This window comes from Bradyrhizobium sp. SZCCT0148 (assembly GCF_018129985.1).
Lineage (GTDB): Bacteria > Pseudomonadota > Alphaproteobacteria > Rhizobiales > Xanthobacteraceae > Bradyrhizobium > Bradyrhizobium japonicum_H.
In genome coordinates this window covers 138,736-155,405 of sequence record NZ_JAFCKT010000008.1, presented here as the reverse complement: position 1 = coordinate 155,405, position 16,670 = coordinate 138,736, and the positions used below count along the sequence as shown (strand labels likewise).

Sequence of the window (16,670 nt, the reverse complement as noted above, 5' to 3'; positions counted from 1 at the left end):
TGGTTTTGTGACCTGGCGCACACAGGATGGTCGGAGCCGGTGCTAACACCCGGGCGAAACACTTCCTTCGAAAGGGGATGCGTGACCGGCCCGCTGCCGGTCACCGTCGAAGATGACCAGAGCTGCCGTACCATTGCTGATCGTCCTGTGCGTGCTTGTCGGCCTGTCCACCCACATGGTCGTCAACTGCGGCGACGAGGACGATTCCGACATCTGCTCGGCCGTGATCGGCTTCTCGCCGCTGCGCGGTTCGTTGATCGCCTTTGCCTATGAGGGGCGTGGACGGATCGCGCTGCGCCATGGCGACTTCAGGCGGGCGGCCGCCGATTTCGACGAGGCCATTCACCTCAATCCCAACCGCGCCTCGCTCTATCGCGACCGCGCGCTCGCGCGCCGGCTGAACGGCGACCTCGAGCTCGCCATTGCCGACTATGACGAGGCGATCGCGCATGATCCCAAGCTCGCGGCGCCCTATCACCAGCGAGGTCTCGCGCTCGCCGCCACCGGCGACCTCGATCGCGCCATCCTGAGCTACAACACGGCGATCCGCCTCGACCCCTCGGATGCGCAGGCCCGGCTCGACCGTGGCATGGCGTTCCTCGCCCGTGGCCAGGCCGACGACGCGCGCGCCGATTTCGAGGCGGCGCTGGCGCTGCCAACGGGCAAGGACGGCCACGCGCGCGAAGCCGCGCGCGCCAAGCTCGCCGAACTGGCGAGCGCCGAGCCGGCCCGGTAACGATCGGCAAAGCCACGTTCGCCGCCTTCTCCCGCACGGGGCGGAAGAGCACCTCGCGCTACTTGGCCTTCTTCGCTTTCGCCGTCTTCGCCTTGGCTTTCTTTTCAGGCTTGGCCTTGGCCTGCTTCTCGACCTTCACCGCAATCGGGGCGCTGGCGGCGAGCCGCATTGATCGTGCGTAGCTGTCGGCGACGTTGTCGGCGGACATCTGCAGGCGCTTGGCGGCGGCGGTGGCCTGCTCCATTGTGGCCTTGGCCATCATCTTGAAGCGCTCGCCGGTCTCTTTGCCCTTGGCCTTGGCCGCCAGGCCGTTGAAGCGATCCCGCCGCTCCTTGGCGCGGGTCATCAGGCCCGTATGCAGCTGTCTGGCCAGTTGCCGGATCACGACATCCAGGTCGGCGTCCGCCATGTTCTTCTATCCCCTTGAAAACAGTATCGATGCGCGCGGGACTATGCAGATCGGGCCGCCGCTTGGCAATTCCCGGCCGGGCGTCATCCGCAGCTTCCGGTCATCAAAACAAAAAAGCCGCGCATTTCGCGCGGCTCTTTGGTTGATCTCGCCGAGGCAGCTCTACGCTTGCCTCACTTCAAAGAGGCGACGGGGCCGCTTGCCGCCGCCGGCTCCGGGTCGAAGCCGAACACGCCGACCAGATATTTGTAGTAGTCCGGCATCTTCTCCTTGAGCGTCTCGCGCGATTTCGGATCGTGGAATTCGCTTTTCCCGGCCAGGAAGATGCTGGCGGTCACGGCAAAGAATTCCATGGGATTCTTCAGCGCGTAGGATTCCTTGGGTAGCAGATCCTTGGACTTGGCGAGGGCGAAGTAGGCGATCACGCCCTTGTTCGCGTAGCCATCAGGCAACAGGCGCGCATGATAGGCGTGCAGCAATTCATGCAGCAGCACGGCTTCCTTTTCGTAGCGCATCATGTCCGGCCGCAGCATGATCACGCCGAGGCCGGAATCGACCGCGAGGTCGACGGCATTCGGATTGCTCCAGCGCTGCTTGCTGGGGTCCCAGACCGTCAGCGTCCGGGGGGCGTTGCGCTGGATGTCGGGCGTGACCCGGCCGTAACAGGCGGTCGCGGCGCCTTCGTCGAGACAGGCGAGCTCGCTGGCAACGATCGGGACGGTATGGAAGAAGCGCAGCACGCGCGGCGAGAGGCCGACACCTTCGACGACGTCGATCTGGCTCTTCAGATTCGCGGTGAGCTTGTCGACGTCCTTCCGGTCGGAGTTCTCCGTCAGGTCGAACATGTAGCCGCGGTAGCTCTGGAAGCCGGGCGGCAATGGCTGGGCCGCGCCGGCGGTCTCGGGAGAGCCGGCTCGGGATGGACTGGCGAAAAGCGCGCCGACGATGGTTGCGGTCAGCAGCAACGCAATGCGCATGATGAACCCCCTGATCTCACTTCGCCCGGCAGGATAGGCCACCGTTGTTTGCGAAAAGTGAGTGGGGCGAGACTATGGCACCGATGTTGAGGCGTGCTTAATCGGTGGTTGCAGATCGCGGCAGGGAATTAGGGCGGGATTAACCACAGTGCCGGTGTCGGCCCGCCCCGGCTGCGCCCTCGCACAAAGCCGCAGGTGGCGCAGCTTCGTTTGCGAAGGTCTGCTCAGTAATCATAGCCGGGACGGCCGGGATAGTATTGCCGATTGCAGGTCCTGCGACCGCGGTCATAGGCAGCAGCATCGCCCCGGGAGAGCGCGCTGACATATTTAAGACAGCGCACGTAATTGTCATTGCCGAGCCAATCGAGGCTGCCGGCAGCCGCAGAGGTCAGTTGGGCGGAGCCACCGAGCGTCACGATAGCGACGAGGGCGGAGCAGATCGAAAACGTGGCGGTCTTCATGTTCGTAATCCCTCTCGGCTGCCCGATGCGGGCGGCATGGTTGCAAGCATGCACCAGCCTGCGCTGAACAACTGTGCTGGCGGTCACTCAGGGCCGCCGCATCACCGGCGCGCTCTGAGATGACTTCCCCCTCACAGCTCCCTTGCATTCGAGAACGCGAACGAACTCACCCGCCGTGTCGTCTCGTCCAAAATCAGCGTGCGCGTGATCGGCGGTTCGGCGCGCTGGGCGCAGTTCTCGCGCTCGCAGAGGCGGCAGTTGACGCCGATCGGGGTGCCCTCGGTCTTCTCGACGTCCATGCCGGCGGCGTAAACGAGGCGTGAGGCATGGCGGATTTCGCAGCCGAGGCCGATGGCGAAGCGCGGTTGCGGCAGCGGGTGCGGTGCGACCGGGCGGCGCACCATCTGCGCGATCGAGAAATAGCGCGTGCCGTCGGAGAGCTCGATCACCTGTTTCAGCAGGCGATCGGGCGTGTCGAAGGTCGAGTGCACGTTCCACAGCGGGCAGGTGCCGCCGAACTTCGAGAACGGGAAGGTGCCCGAGGAAAAGCGCTTCGAGACGTTGCCGGCATTGTCGACACGGAGCAGGAAGAACGGAATGCCGCGCGCGTTGGGTCGCTGCAGGGTGGTGAGGCGGTGGCAGACCTGCTCGAAGCCGGAATTGAACCGCTGCGCCAGCACGTGGATGTCATAGTTCAGCGCTTCGGCCGCGGCGAGGAAAGCGGGGTAGGGCATCATCACGGCGGCTGCAAAGTAGTTGCCGAGGGTGATGCGGAACAACCGTCGCGGGGTATCGTCGAGCGGTCCGGCGCGGCCGATGATGGCCTCCAGCTGCTGGGCGCATTCGCCCAGACCGAGCTGGAAGGCCAGCTGGAACGCGCGGCCGGGTGGATCGACCAGCTCGGAGATCAGGAGCTGGCGGCGATGGCGATCGAAACGCCGCAGCGTCTCGCGCATCACGTCGACAGGCATGATGCGGGTCTGGACCGAATGCTTTTCGCGCAGGCGCGCGGCCAGCGCCGCGTAGAGCCCTTCGGCCGGCACGTTCAGTTCGTCGCGCAAGGCTTCCGCGGCCTGCTCCAGCTCCGGAAAATAGTTGCGGTTGGCCTCGATCAGCTCGCGCACGCGCTCGACCGGATTGGCCTCGTAGCGCGTGCCGACGTCGCGGTCGGCCATCTGGGCCGCCGCCATCGTCTCGCCCTGGCGCGCCTCGGTATAGGCGGCGTAGAGCCGCTGCAGGGCATGGGTGACGCCGGGGCATAGCTCGGCGAGGTCACGCAGCTCCTGTTTCGGCACGTCGATCTGGCGGAACAGCGGATCGGAGAAGATCTCGTTGAGCTCGGCGAAGAATCGGTCCTCGTCGGCGGTGGCGAGGTCGCGCAGGTCGAGGTCGTAGGTCTCGGCCAGCCGCAGCAGGATCTGGGCGGTCACCGGGCGCTGGTTGCGCTCGATCAGGTTGATATAGCTCGGCGAGATCCCGAGCCCTTCGGCGATCTGGGTCTGTGACAGCCCCAACTGCTGCCGGATCCTCCGGAAGCGCGGGCCGACAAACAGTTTCTTCCCTGACACGGCGGGCATTTTCAGCTCTCCAGACCCATTAAGGACAGTCTTTCTGCCCTATATTTTTTACAAAAATTACAAAATAACATCTAATACATGTTCTGATGTTACATGACATCACCAATAAGAAACAAGCCATCTGTACGAAGTTTCCGTTTTGGCGTTTAGCTCCTGACACGCATCTCGCAATGCACTGTCAAGAATGTCGATGGCTAGCCATCGCCATCGTCAGCAAAAGGATCAGGCAGATGAACTACCAGCCCCGCGGCCTCAGCACCCTCCAGGGCCCGTCCTCCTATCTGGATGAGGTCAAGGCGGCCCAGGCGCTCCTCGACACCCAGCCGACCTGGAACGGGGTGACGGCCGAGCATGTCGCGCGCATGCGCCTGCAGAACCGTTTCAAGACCGGCCTCGACGTCGCCCGCTACACCGCGGCGCTGATGCGGGCCGACATGGCGGCCTATGACAAGGATCCGACCAAGTACACCCAATCGCTGGGCTGCTGGCACGGCTTCATCGCCCAGCAGAAGCTGATCTCGGTCAAGAAGCACTTCGGCGGCAAGACCGATCGCACCTACCTGTATCTCTCGGGCTGGATGATCGCGGCGCTGCGCTCCGAGTTCGGACCGCTGCCCGACCAGTCCATGCACGAGAAGACTTCGGTGCCGGCGCTGATCGAGGAGCTCTACACCTTCCTGCGTCAGGCGGATTCCCGTGAGCTCAACGACATCTTCCGCCTGCTCGACAAGGCCCGCAAGGAAGGCGACAAGACCCGCGAGCAGGAGCTGATCGCCAAGATCGACAACTTCCAGACCCATGTCGTCCCCGTCATCGCCGACATCGACGCCGGCTTCGGCAACGCGGAAGCGACCTATCTGCTCGCCAAGAAGATGATCGAGGCGGGTGCCTGCGCGCTGCAGATCGAGAACCAGGTTTCGGACGAGAAGCAGTGCGGTCACCAGGACGGCAAGGTCACCGTGCCGCATGAAGTCTTCATCGCGAAGATCCGCGCCTGCCGCCACGCCTTCCTCGAGCTCGGCGTTGAAGACGGCGTCATCGTGACCCGCACCGACTCGCTCGGCGCCGGCCTGACCCAGCAGATCGCGGTCAGCCACAAGCCCGGTGACATCGGCGACCAGTACAACAGCTTCCTCGATTGCGAGGAAATCACCGCGGAGAACGCCCGCAACGGCGACGTCATCATCAACCGCAACGGCAAGATGATGCGTCCGAAGCGGCTGCCCTCGAACCTCTACCAGTTCCGTCCCGGCACCGGCGAAGACCGCTGCGTGCTCGACAGCATCACCTCGCTGCAGAACGGCGCAGACCTGCTCTGGATCGAGACCGAGAAGCCGCATATCGAGCAGATCGCCAAGATGGTCGATCGCATCCGCAAGGTCGTCCCGAACGCCAAGCTCGCCTACAACAATTCGCCGTCGTTCAACTGGACCCTCAACTTCCGTTGGCAGGTCTACGACGCGATGAAGGAAGCCGGCCAGGACGTCAGCAAGTACAACCGTGCGGAGCTGATGAAGGCGGAGTACGACGACACGCCGCTGGCGAAGGAAGCCGACGAGCGCATCCGCACCTTCCAGGCGGATTCGGCCAAGCGCGCCGGCATCTTCCACCACCTGATCACGTTGCCGACCTATCACACGGCGGCGCTCTCGACCGACAACCTGGCTCGCGAATATTTCGGCGAGCAGGGCATGCTGGGCTACGTCAAGAACGTCCAGCGCGCCGAAATCCGTCAGGGCATCGCCTGCGTGAAGCATCAGAACATGGCCGGCTCCGACATCGGTGACGACCACAAGGAATACTTCGCCGGCGAGGCTGCCCTCAAGGCGGGCGGCGCCCACAACACGATGAACCAGTTCGGCTAACGCAGCACGCTATTGGACAGGAGACTGACAATGACCAAAGGCAGCAATTTCTGGGTGATCGGCGGCGAGTTCGGTTCGATGAACTTCCACAAGCTCGTGGAAGGCTCGGCCCAGGTGCAGGGTCCGTTCAAGACCCGCAAGGAGGCCGAGGATGCCTGGCGCACGGTCTCGGAAGAGAACCGCCACAAGGCCGGCGTCCGCTTCTCCATCGTGGAAGAGCCGTCGCGCGTCTCGGCCTGAGGGGCCTGACTGGCGACCTGAACCAAGAAGACGTCCAAGGACGGATGGTCCCATCCAGGCTCTGCCTGGGTGGGATCGTCTGTTTTTGGCACAGGTCAATCGCCTGTGGGTGCCGTAAGCCTCTGGAATTGCGGACCCTTTGCGGAGGGTGTGGTTGCTGATAGGTTAATGGGGAAAGTCGAGGACGAGGCCGACAATGTCTGAGCCCGAAACCAGCGGGATCCACCCCGGCCAGCCGCGCCCGGTGCGGCTGCGCGACGCGCTGCTGCGTGCGCGGATCGAGGCCGCCGACCGGACCGGCGTCGTCGTCGATCTCAGGGACGCGGAAGTGGCGCGGCTCGAGATCCTCAACGACGCGCTCGATCCCCTGTTCGCGCAGGTGCCCGACAGGATCGACCTGTTCGATCGTGGCATCAGCCAGGGCGATACGCCGAGGCTCTGGATCGACGTCGTCGCCCACATCGTGATGGGCCGCGACAAGCGGATGTACCGCTTCGTCCAGGACACCCGGTTCGGCCGCATCGTGCTCGCCGAATCGCATGACACTGCCGTCATCGTCGAAGCCGTCACCGAGTATGTCGCGCGCCGCATGGTCGAGCGCGAGCATGCGATGGTGGTTCCGCCCGAACCGAAGCCCGAGCTCGCGCCGCCGCCGCGCCGCTCGCGCCTGTGGCCCTTCGTGTTCGGCTTCGTGCTCGGTGCCGCCGCCTTGTTCGGCCTTGCCGTGGTCGCGGCCCTCCGCAGCTGGTGATCGTTTGCTCTGTCATTACGGAGCAGGCGAAGCCTGAGCCCCGGATTCATCGGGCGGCAGCGGTTCGCGATGAATGGATTCCGGGCGCGCCCCTGTCGGAGCGCAGCGGAATGATGACGACCTAAATCAGCCTCACATGCTTGATCTGCCCGATCTGAAATCCCTTCCCGAGGCTCCGCACCGTCTGCTCGCAGCGCCAGCCGGCATTGTCCTTCTCGATTCTGAGCAGGTTATACGCCGCGGCCGGGTAATGGCCGTGCGCGAGCGCGGAGGCCGAGGGCACGCCGAGCACGGGAATCTTGCCGTTGGGGCCTTCGACCCAAATGGTCGAATGAACGTGGTCGTGCCCGTGCAGGACCAGCTCGACGCCGTGGCGCTTCAACAGCGCCAGCAATTGCGGCGCGTCCGTCATCCGCTTCTGGCGTGCGTCGGACCTCAGCGGATGATGCACCAGCAGCACGCGGAAGACGTCCTCGGCCGCGAGCCGTTCGAGCACTGTTGCGAGGGCAGCGAGCTGTTTTGGTCCGAGCGTACCCGTCGCCATCAGCGGCAGGGTCGGCACCGCCGTGGACAGGCTGATCAGCGCGAGCGGCCCGCGCCGGCGCACGGACGGGAAGCCGATGCCGCCGTCGTCGCCGGTGACATAGGGCGCAAACGTCTCACTGAAGCGATGCGAGGTGGCGCGGACATAGGCGTCGTGATTGCCGGGAATCGTGGTGACGCGGTCGGGCGGGCCGACGCCCTCGAGCCAGGCGCGGGCAGGGGCGAACTCGGCTTCGAGCGCGAGGTTGACGAGATCGCCGGTGACCGCGATGTGGTCGGGCGCCTGCGCCTTCATGTCGGTGACGAGCGCGTCGAGCACCTCGCGGCGCTGGTACTTGTGGCGGTTGCGCGTCCAGTTGACGTAGCCGAGCACGCGCTTGCCTGCGAGCTCGATCAGCCGCGGCTTCGGCAAGGGCGCTAGATGCGGATCGGACAGATGGGCGAGCGTGAATTGGGCCATGACGCGCGATTGCCTCGCTATTGCTTTGCTGTAATGGCAAGCTCGCGAGGCCAGTGCAAGCGGGGCCGTAACAGCAGCCTCAAGGAAGCCTGATGGGAGATCGTCTGAACCGCGTTCGACGAAAATTCGAGCCGCTGCTGCGGCGGTTCTTCCACGCCTATTTCCTCGTCGTCCGCGGCATGACGCTCGGCGTCCGCGCCGTGGTGCTGGATGCCGAGAACCGGGTGTTCCTGGTCAGGCACAGCTATGTCAGCGGCTGGCACCTGCCCGGCGGCGGCGTCGATTTCGGCGAGACCATGGAGCAGGCGATGCGGCGCGAGCTCAAGGAGGAGGGCGATATCGACCTCACCGGCGCGGCCGAGCTGCACGGTATCTTCCTGAACAGCCATGTCTCCCGCCGCGACCATGTCGCCATCTACGTGGTCAGGCAGTTCAGGCAGGATCGCCTGCCCGCGCCCAACCGCGAGATCAGCGAATGCGGGTTCTTCGCGGTCACGGCGTTGCCCGAGGGCACCACGCGAGGGACGCGGCTGCGGATCGCCGAAGTGCTTGACGGCGAGCCCCTGATTGCGACGTGGCGCTGAGGGCGGCCTGTGCTAGTAAGCAGCCCGAAAGAGCATCACCGGATGAAGATTGCCAAGTTCGCTTTCGGCCTGATTTGCCTTGCGATCCTCGCCAGCAACATCGTCACGATGTCGCGCTGGAGCGAGGCGCGCGGGGTCTATGACGACATTTGCTATCTCAGGCAGGCGCATCTGTTCCAGCGCCTCGGCGTCGGTGGGCTCAATACCAATGCCGGGTTGGACTACGACCATTATTTCGAAGGCAAGTTGAAGGAGATCGCGTTCGCCGAATGGCAGGATCCGATCCGTTGGCCGTGCCACAATCCGATGCCGAGCGGCAAGATCGTGATGCAATATCCGCCGGGCACCGGCTTCCTGCTGGCGCTGTTTCCCGAGGGTCACCAGGTGGTGCCGCTCTACGTGGCCGCGAGCCTGATCGTCTGCGGCCTTGCGCTAACGGGCATTGCCATGGCGCGCACGCTGCCGTCGGTCGTCGGTGCGGGCCTGTTCGGCGCGCTCGCAATCTATCTCATGATCAATCCGGCGAAGGCGAGCTATTCGGTCGCGCCGACCATGGCGCTGTGCGCCGTCGCGGGCTTCCTGACGGCGTTGTGGCTGACCAGAGACAAGAGCAGCGTGCTGTTGATCGCGCTGATCGGCGTTCTCCTGGGGGCGTCCGTCAATTTCAGATTGCCGAATGCGCTGCTCGCGGCCGGCTATTTCATCTATCTCGGCATTGCCTTCCTGAAGGTGCGGACGCTGTCGGCCTTCGCGCAGGGGCTCGGACTCGGCCTCGGCGTTCTCGTCGGCATGGCCCCGACCCTGATCGCCCAGGCCGTCAACGCCGGCAGCCCGCTGGCCACGACCTATGGCAGTGCCGACGTGGTCGCGCCGGCCTTTGACGTCGCCGTGTTCGGCCATTATCTGCGCGACATGCAGTTCGTGCTGATCGTGCTGGCGATCGGCTCCACGGCCTGGCTCTTGCGGGTGGGCGAGGGCAGCGTGCGGCAAGTGGCCCTCGTCGTCGCCGGCAATCTCACCGTCAATCTCGTCTTCTTCCTCAGCCATCCGATCTTTACGCCCTACTACATCGTGCCGATTGCGATGCTCTCGCTGTGGAGCGTCTCGTTCGCATGGCTGATGCGGCCGGCACAGGCGAAGCAGGCCGCGGCGCTCGGGCGCGAGCCGGCAAGCCTCGGAGTGCCGTCACGATGACCGCAACGCAGCTTCGCATCGCGGTTCTGGTGCCCTGCTACAACGAGGAGGCGGCGGTCGCCACCGTCGTTGCCGATTTCCGCAAGGCGCTGCCGTCGGCCGCGATCTACGTCTATGACAACAATTCCCGCGACCGCACCGCGACCGTCGCGCGCGAAGCGGGCGCGATCGTCCGCAGCGAGCGCCGGCAGGGCAAGGGCCACGTCGTGCGCCGCATGTTCGCCGACGTCGAGGCTGACATCTACGTGCTGGTCGACGGCGATGCCACCTACGATGCGCCGAGCGCGCCTCGCATGATCGACCGCCTGCTCGATGATCATCTCGACATGGTGGTCGGCCTTCGCGTCGATCAGGCCCAGGCCGCCTACCGGCTCGGCCACCGCACCGGCAACCGCATGCTGACCGGCTTTCTGGCGTCGACTTTCGGTCACGCTTTCAAGGACATCCTGTCCGGCTACCGCGTGTTCTCGCGCCGCTTCGTCAAATCCTTCCCCGTCCTCTCCGACGGCTTCGAGATCGAGACCGAGCTCGCGGTCTACGCGCTGGAACTGTCGCTGCCGGTCGCCGAGATCGAGACTCCGTACTACGCGCGTCCCGAAGGTTCGTTCTCCAAGCTCAACACCTGGCGCGACGGATTTCGTATCCTCGGCACCATGGTGAAGCTCTACCGTTCGGAGCGGCCGTTGCGCTTCTTCGCGGTGATCGGCGGTCTGTTGGCGCTGGCGGCGGTGATCCTCGCGATCCCGATCGTGATCACCTTCATCGAGACCGGCCTCGTGCCGCGCCTGCCGACCGCCGTGCTGTCGATGGGCTTGATGATCATGGCCCTGCTCTCGGTGTCCTCGGGGCTCGTGCTCGACACGGTGACGCGCGGGCGGCGGGAGATGAAGATGCTGGCCTATCTGTCCCAACCGACATTGAAAAGCAGCTGAGGGCCGTCGCTGCCCGATGGACCGCGCTGCGTTCAGGTGCTATCCCGCGAATTGCCATGACCGATCTCTCATTGACCATCCTCCCTGAAGCCACCGGCGACGCCCAGTCGATCGAGCGGCTGCACGAACGCACCTTCGGTCCCGGCCGCTTCGTGCTCAGCGCCTACCGGATCCGCGAGCACGTCGACCATCTGCTCGAATTGTCCTTCACGGCCCGCATCGGCACGCTGCTGGTCGGCTCGGTCAGGCAACTGCCGGTGCGGGTCGGGGAGACGCCGGCGCTGCTGCTCGGCCCGCTCACGGTCGAGCCGCCGTTCCGTGGCCGCGGTGTCGGCCGTCTGCTGATGGAGCGCGCGCTCAAGGACGCGAAGGCGAAAGGTCACCGCCTCGTGCTACTGGTCGGCGACGAGCCGTATTACAGCCGGGTCGGATTCAAGCCGGTCCCGAAAGGCCGTGTCACCATGCCCGGCCCGGTCGACGCCGCCCGTATCCTGGTGTTCGAACTCGTCGACGGCGCCTTCGAAGGCGTGTCGGGCCCGGTTGGCCCCGACTGGAGCAAGGCGCGAGCAGGGTAGGCCGGCCCGCGGCAGCGCGTAGCCTGTTGCTGCTGAGGCGCTGCGCCCGGATGTCGCTGCGCTCCATCCGGGCTACGGCGCTCGCAATCACCTAGAACTTGAAGTTCGCGAACGCGCGTACGCCGATGCCGGGCATCAACACCTCATCCTTGGTGTAGGACACGGAGTTGCGGATGTTCTCGTTGAGGAGATTGTTGCCGACGATGCCGGCCATCATCTCGCGCGCACCGAACCAGTTGCGGTCGAGCTTGGTCTTGTAGCTCACCTCGGCCTTAAACAGATTATAGCCCGCCGTCGGCGTCTCCGCGATCACGGCGACGTTGTTCTGTGCGAAGGCGTGCAGCAGGTTGACGCGCATCAGCCAGTTGTCGTCGCGCCAGAACACGCCGCCGCCGATCCGCATCGGCGGAATCCGGGGTACGTTGGTGCCGTCGCTGAAGGTGGCGCGGACCATGTCGAACTGGTTCTCGATGCCCCAGATGCCGCCCTGGAACGCGGCGACGTCGAGCTGCGACTGGAATTCGCCGCCGCGGAAATTGGCATTGCGCTGCGAATACACGGCCTGGTTCAGCTCCGCGCCCGGATTGCCGCAGGATGCGAAGTCGTCGTCGCAGGACACGCCGGTGAGGCGCCGGTAGATGAAATTGTCGAAATGCGTGTAGTAGACGGTCGCCTCGAAGCGGAACGGCCCCGTCGCCCTGCGCACGCCGAGCTCGACCGATTTGGCGGTCTCGATGGTGAGGTTTGGATTGCCGATGTCGAAGGTCGCCGTCGCATCGTGGCCGCCGCGGGAAAACAGCTCGGCCGCCTTCGGCGCGCGCTCGACATATTGCGCGGTGATGCTGCCGACCATGCCGCCGGGCAGGTCCTGCAAGAGGCCGATGCTGCCGCTCTTCGGCGTGAACGACGGATTGCGCGCGACACCCGCCTGCGGCGTGCCGTCGGGCAAATAATCGGTCGGGAAGTTTGGCGTCGTGCCGTGCAGCTCGACATGCTCGATGCGGCCGGCGATCTGCGCCCGCGTCGCCTCGGTGAACTTGAACTCGTTAAAGGCGTAGGCCGCGACGCGGTTGCTGTTGTTCGGATCCCATAGGCCGTTGAACAGCGTGCCGGGATTGTCCGGGCTCGGCGCGCTCAATTCCTGATGGCCGACCTGGAAGCCCAGCGCCGTCGTGACTTCGGCGAAGCGCGCGTTGAACGGCATCAGCTGCACCTCGGTGCGGATTTCCTGCTCCTTGTTGGTGAAGGTCTGCCTGATGCCGTCGCTGTTGAGGTCGGCAGGATCGGCTAGCCCGATCTCGTTGTGCCGGTATTCGGTTGCGCCGGCCCAGAGCCGGATTGCGTCGATCGCGGCGGCGTCGGGATGGTACTCGCCCTTGACGTTGATCTTGGTCTGGTGGCCGTCGATCCGTGTCTGGTGGTCGGCGCCGTCGATGCCGGGGATGTGGTAGAGCGAGTCGTTCTGGGTGATCGACGCGCCGATATAGCCGCCCTGGAAAAAATAGGAGCCGCCGATCGAGGCGCCATCCGAGCGCGTTGCCGAGTTCGGCTGGCGGCCGTTCACGGCGCGCGTCTGGTCGTTCAGATAAGGATAGCTCGGAATGGAATAGTCCGAGGTCGTGCGGCCATAGGCGTCGGCGTGGAAGGCGAAATTGCCGGCGCCGGTGTCGAGCAGCACGCCGCTCTCGATGCCGCGATCGACCGAAGAGAACGCGGTGCGGGTCTCGGCGGTGACGCACGGCGACGTCGCGGCCGCCGCGAGCGGGGCCTTGGCCGGCAGGCCATAAGCCTGGAACGACGGCGCGCATGAGGGCAGCGCGTCCGGAATCCGGTTGTTGGTGGCGCTGACGACGCCGCCGATCGAGGTCGAGCCGTAGCGCAGCGCGGCCGGCCCGCGCACCACTTCGATCTGGTTGGTCGCGAGCGGATCGATCGGGACGAAATGATCCTCGCCGAGGTCGGAAGCGCCGCCCGCATTTGTGCCGTTCTCGACAATGCCGACGCGGTTGACGTCGAGACCCCGGATGATCGGCCGGCTCGATGCGCCGGGCGCGAAGCCCGAGCCGGTGATGCCGGGCTTGGAGAATAGGAGGTCGCCGAGCTGCCCGCCGCCCTGACGGCGGATCTCATCGTTCGGCACCACCGTGACCGTCGCGAACTGGTTGGTCACGACGGACAGCACGCCCTGCTGGGGCGCTGCGGGCGCGGAGGCTGCGGGCTCCGCCTCCGCCGTTTGTGAGCGGCTGCGCACCCGCGCGGTCCGCGTGCCGCGGCCGGGATTGCGGGACGGGACCACCGCTCTGCGCACGATGGGGCTCGGCGCGGTCACGGTGACGGCAGGGATCTCGCTCGACGATGGGTCTTGCGCAGGCGCCTGGGCGAAAGCGGGCGTGGCGGCGGCACCGAGCAGGAGTAGACTTGCTCCGCCAAGACGCTGCGCGCGTCGCGATTGAAATGACATGGTCCTGATTCCAGTCAGGCGCCGTCCTGAACATGTTTGCTGATCGGAGGCGGCCTGCCGTCGCGGCGGCGACGGAATTCGACTTCAACGTCTCCCGGGCACTCTGGGCCTGGGCGTGATCAAGCGATGTTGAGAGTCAGGACGCGGGAGGGGCGCGCGGCTGGAACGCCGTGCCGGCCGATTTCAGATGGAGGAATTCGGCATCGGTGGTGCGGTAGAGCAGCTCGATCGCTTGCGGCAGCAGCAGCACGGGCGGCGTTGCCGATATGACGGTGCCAGCCATCGCGACGACGGCGCAGATCGCGCAAGTGTCCTCGCCGGGATGCTCGCGGTCGGGAACGGCTGGCGATTGTTTCTGGACCGCGGCACGGTCGATCGCAGTGACGCCCTTGGTGCTGTCCTTGGTGGTGTCCTTGGCGCCGTCGGCCCGCTGGAGCGAAGTCTGGGCAACCGGCGCGGCCTGGGCGAACCAGTGGCTGTGCCCGAACGTCAGCGCGAACTGCACCAGCATCGCGAAGATCGCGAGCCGGGCGCCGTGCCTGATATTCGACCGGAACCACTTCATCTGGAAACGCCACCCCTCGCGAGATACCGCGATGTAACAATATAACATCGCCCGATCGGTCTGCGGATGTCAATCGCACTCGGACCGGGCCAACGCCGGTGGCGGGCCTATGTGTCGTTCGAGCAACGGAGCGAGATCAGCGACCCTCGCGCACCCAGGTCGCGGCGAAGGCGCCGAGCAGCAGCAAGAGCCCGATCAGGCCGGCGAAGATCGGCAGCACGCCGACGCCCTTGACGACGCTGGCATCGCGCATCCGCACGCCCATCCAGCCGTCGCCGGCAAACACGCCGGCCGAACGCACCGGCAGGATGCGCGGCAGCTCGACGCTGGTGCCGTCCACCACGCGCACGGCGTTGCCGCCGGTTGCCTGCGTCAGCGGCTTCAACGTATCGACGGTGGAGGTGACCTCCGAAAACTCCTTCGGATTGGTGGGGCCGACATTGATCAGCGCCTTCAGCGTGCCGTCGGTGGCAGCCCACAGGCCGAGCTCGCTTGCGGGAAGGCTGGCGCGCCATTCGCCGGGGTCGCCGGCGCTCAGCGTCAGATCCTGCGACACGCCGGACGGCGAGGTCACGCTCACCGGCTGGACGTTGTCGGCCATGGTCTGGCGCACCACGACGAGGTTCTTGCCCTGCACCTGGAGTCGCAACGCTTCCTCGTCGAGGTCCGGCTGCTTCATCAGCCAGTGCGACATCCGCCTGAGCAGATCCAGATGCGGGCCGCCGCCCTCATAGCCGCGCGCCCACAGCCAGATGTGGTCGGAGAGCAGCAGCGCGACGCGGCCCTCGCCGAAGCGCGACAGGAACAGGAGCGGCTTGCCGTCGGCTCCCGTCATTACCGGCGGGTTGACGGAATTGCGGGTGTCGACGGTGCGGAAGAAGCGGCTCCAGCGCGGCGGCTCGGAGGCCGAGCCTTCCAGCCCGCGCGTGACGGGGTGACGTTTGCCGACATCGGACAGATGCGCATAGAACGGCTTCTCGGTGACGCCGACCGGTTCGGCCGGCAGCACCGAATCCAGCGGCGTGCGCCAGATGCTGGTGTTGGAGGCGTAGTCGGGGCCGGCCGAAACCAGCACCGCGCCGCCGCCGCGCACATAGCGCGCGATGTTGTCGAAGTAGGCGATCGGCAGCACGCCCTGGCGGGCGTAGCGATCGAAGATGATCAGCTGGAATTCGTTGATCTTCTGCTGGAACAGCTCGCGGGTCGGAAACGCGATCAGCGACAATTCGTTGATCGGCGTGCCGTCCTGCTTCTCCGGCGGACGCAGAATGGTGAAATGCACGAGGTCGACGCTGGCGTCGGACTTGAGCAGATTGCGCCAGGTCCGCTCGCCTGAATGCGGCTCGCCCGAAACCAGCAGCACGCGCAGTTTGTCGCGGACGCCGTCGATGGCGACGACCGCGCGGTTGTTCACCGGCGTCAGCTCTCGCTCGAGCGGCGAGGCCTCGATCTCGACGATGTTGGGGCCGGCATGCTTGATGTCGACGTCGACGCTCGCGGCCTGGCCGCTTGACAGCGTGCGTTCATTGATGACCTCGCCGTCCCGGCGGACCGTGACCTTGGCGCGCTCGCCGGTGACGCCCTGGTCGTCGAGCCGGTAGCTGATGGTCTGGGTCTGGCCGACGATGCCGAAGCGCGGCGCCGCCGTGATCGCGATGCGGCGGTCGCGTTCGTCCTTTTGCCCGGTGATCAGTGCATGCACCGGCGCCTGGAAGCCGAGCGCGGCGGCGTTGGCCGGAATGTCGTGGACGCGGCCATCGGTGATCAGGAACGCGCCGGCGACGCGGTCGACCGGCACGTCCGACAACGCAGAGGCGAGGGCACCGAACAGCTTGGTGCCGTCGGTCTCGCCGTCGGCCTGTCCGGCATCGACGACGCGGACTTCCAGCCCCTTGATCTTCTTCAGGCCGTCGACCAGCGCCTCCTGCGCCTTCGCGGCCTCCTCGTTGCGCTTGCCGAAATTCTGGCTCGGGCTCTTGTCGACGACGACGGCTGTCACCGAGGTGAGGGGATCGCGGTCCTCGCGGGTGAAGGAGGGATTGGCGAGCGCCAGCAGGAACAGCGCCAGCGCGGCCACGCGCACGGCGGCACCGCGCGCGCGGGCAACCAGCAGCACGATCGCGATGACGACGATCGCGGCGAGCGCGATCCACAGCACGATCGCAGGGACAAGCGGCGTGAATGCGATGCCGTAGTTCATGTCATAAGCCTATCCGCATCGTCATGCCCGGGCTCGTCCCGGGCATCCACGTTCTCTACGTCGCGCGACAGCGCGTGGATGGCCGGGACGAGTCCGGCCATGACGGCTTCATTGTCGCGGGCGTCGAGTTTCAAAACCCG

Annotated in this window: 16 protein-coding genes; 8 read left to right on the top strand and 8 right to left on the bottom strand. The window is 65.7% G+C overall.

Annotation, left to right across the window (positions count from 1 at the left end; all coding sequences use genetic code 11):
- Window positions 1–112: 112 nt before the first annotated feature.
- Window positions 113–736 (top strand): tetratricopeptide repeat protein, encoded by a 624-nt coding sequence (locus JQ580_RS23205; protein WP_212282519.1) that lies wholly within the window; start codon window positions 113–115, stop codon window positions 734–736.
- Between the two features lie 58 nt (window positions 737–794).
- On the opposite strand, the gene JQ580_RS23200 is transcribed toward JQ580_RS23205, so the two are convergent.
- The 4 genes from JQ580_RS23200 to JQ580_RS23185 form a co-directional block, all read right to left on the bottom strand.
- Window positions 795–1,145: a hypothetical protein gene (locus JQ580_RS23200; protein ID WP_212282518.1), complete on the bottom strand. Its 351-nt coding sequence runs from the start codon at window positions 1,143–1,145 to the stop codon at window positions 795–797.
- A gap of 173 nt (window positions 1,146–1,318) precedes the next feature.
- Window positions 1,319–2,122, bottom strand: a complete 804-nt coding sequence (locus JQ580_RS23195) for a hypothetical protein (RefSeq protein ID WP_212282517.1) — start codon at window positions 2,120–2,122, stop codon at window positions 1,319–1,321.
- 224 nt (window positions 2,123–2,346) lie between these two features.
- On the bottom strand, window positions 2,347–2,583 hold the full coding sequence (locus JQ580_RS23190) for a hypothetical protein (protein ID WP_212282516.1): 237 nt from the start codon (window positions 2,581–2,583) through the stop codon (window positions 2,347–2,349).
- Window positions 2,584–2,714: 131 nt separating this feature from the next.
- Complete coding sequence (locus tag JQ580_RS23185; protein WP_212282515.1) at window positions 2,715–4,160, bottom strand: helix-turn-helix domain-containing protein; 1,446 nt, start codon at window positions 4,158–4,160, stop codon at window positions 2,715–2,717.
- A 230-nt stretch (window positions 4,161–4,390) separates the two neighbouring features.
- Between JQ580_RS23185 and JQ580_RS23180 the strand changes: the two genes are divergently transcribed.
- From JQ580_RS23180 to JQ580_RS23170, 3 genes are all read left to right on the top strand, one after another.
- A complete protein-coding gene (locus tag JQ580_RS23180; protein ID WP_212282514.1) occupies window positions 4,391–6,025 on the top strand; it encodes an isocitrate lyase in 1,635 nt (544 codons plus the stop codon).
- A gap of 30 nt (window positions 6,026–6,055) precedes the next feature.
- Complete coding sequence (locus JQ580_RS23175) at window positions 6,056–6,265, top strand: DUF4170 domain-containing protein (RefSeq protein ID WP_018323282.1); 210 nt, start codon at window positions 6,056–6,058, stop codon at window positions 6,263–6,265.
- A 196-nt stretch (window positions 6,266–6,461) separates the two neighbouring features.
- Window positions 6,462–7,016 carry a hypothetical protein gene (locus tag JQ580_RS23170; protein ID WP_212282513.1) on the top strand — a complete coding sequence of 185 codons (555 nt, stop codon included), beginning with the start codon at window positions 6,462–6,464 and terminating at the stop codon, window positions 7,014–7,016.
- A gap of 121 nt (window positions 7,017–7,137) precedes the next feature.
- Here JQ580_RS23170 and JQ580_RS23165 read toward each other — a convergent pair whose 3' ends face one another.
- Window positions 7,138–8,019, bottom strand: a complete 882-nt coding sequence (locus JQ580_RS23165) for a metallophosphoesterase family protein (RefSeq protein WP_212282512.1) — start codon at window positions 8,017–8,019, stop codon at window positions 7,138–7,140.
- Window positions 8,020–8,111: 92 nt separating this feature from the next.
- On the opposite strand from JQ580_RS23165, the gene JQ580_RS23160 reads away from it, so the two are divergent.
- Genes JQ580_RS23160 through JQ580_RS23145 form a run of 4 tightly spaced genes read left to right on the top strand, consistent with a single transcriptional unit; the run spans window position 8,112 to window position 11,304 of the window.
- A complete protein-coding gene (locus JQ580_RS23160; RefSeq protein ID WP_212282511.1) occupies window positions 8,112–8,603 on the top strand; it encodes an NUDIX domain-containing protein in 492 nt (163 codons plus the stop codon).
- Window positions 8,604–8,645: 42 nt separating this feature from the next.
- Window positions 8,646–9,797, top strand: a complete 1,152-nt coding sequence (locus JQ580_RS23155) for a hypothetical protein (RefSeq protein WP_212282510.1) — start codon at window positions 8,646–8,648, stop codon at window positions 9,795–9,797.
- Window positions 9,794–10,729: a glycosyltransferase family 2 protein gene (locus tag JQ580_RS23150; RefSeq protein WP_212282509.1), complete on the top strand. Its 936-nt coding sequence runs from the start codon at window positions 9,794–9,796 to the stop codon at window positions 10,727–10,729. The genes JQ580_RS23155 and JQ580_RS23150 overlap by 4 nt, the downstream gene beginning before the upstream one ends.
- A gap of 56 nt (window positions 10,730–10,785) precedes the next feature.
- Window positions 10,786–11,304: a GNAT family N-acetyltransferase gene (locus tag JQ580_RS23145; RefSeq protein WP_212282508.1), complete on the top strand. Its 519-nt coding sequence runs from the start codon at window positions 10,786–10,788 to the stop codon at window positions 11,302–11,304.
- 91 nt (window positions 11,305–11,395) lie between these two features.
- Here the strand turns inward: JQ580_RS23145 and JQ580_RS23140 are convergent, their stop codons facing one another.
- The 3 genes from JQ580_RS23140 to JQ580_RS23130 all read right to left on the bottom strand — a co-directional run bounded on the left by JQ580_RS23140 (window position 11,396) and on the right by JQ580_RS23130 (window position 16,530).
- Window positions 11,396–13,765, bottom strand: coding sequence for a TonB-dependent receptor (locus JQ580_RS23140; protein WP_212282507.1), 2,370 nt, complete (start codon window positions 13,763–13,765; stop codon window positions 11,396–11,398).
- 136 nt (window positions 13,766–13,901) lie between these two features.
- Window positions 13,902–14,330, bottom strand: coding sequence for a DUF2946 domain-containing protein (locus JQ580_RS23135; RefSeq protein ID WP_212282506.1), 429 nt, complete (start codon window positions 14,328–14,330; stop codon window positions 13,902–13,904).
- Between the two features lie 136 nt (window positions 14,331–14,466).
- Window positions 14,467–16,530 (bottom strand): hypothetical protein, encoded by a 2,064-nt coding sequence (locus JQ580_RS23130; RefSeq protein WP_212282505.1) that lies wholly within the window; start codon window positions 16,528–16,530, stop codon window positions 14,467–14,469.
- Window positions 16,531–16,670 lie beyond the last annotated feature (140 nt).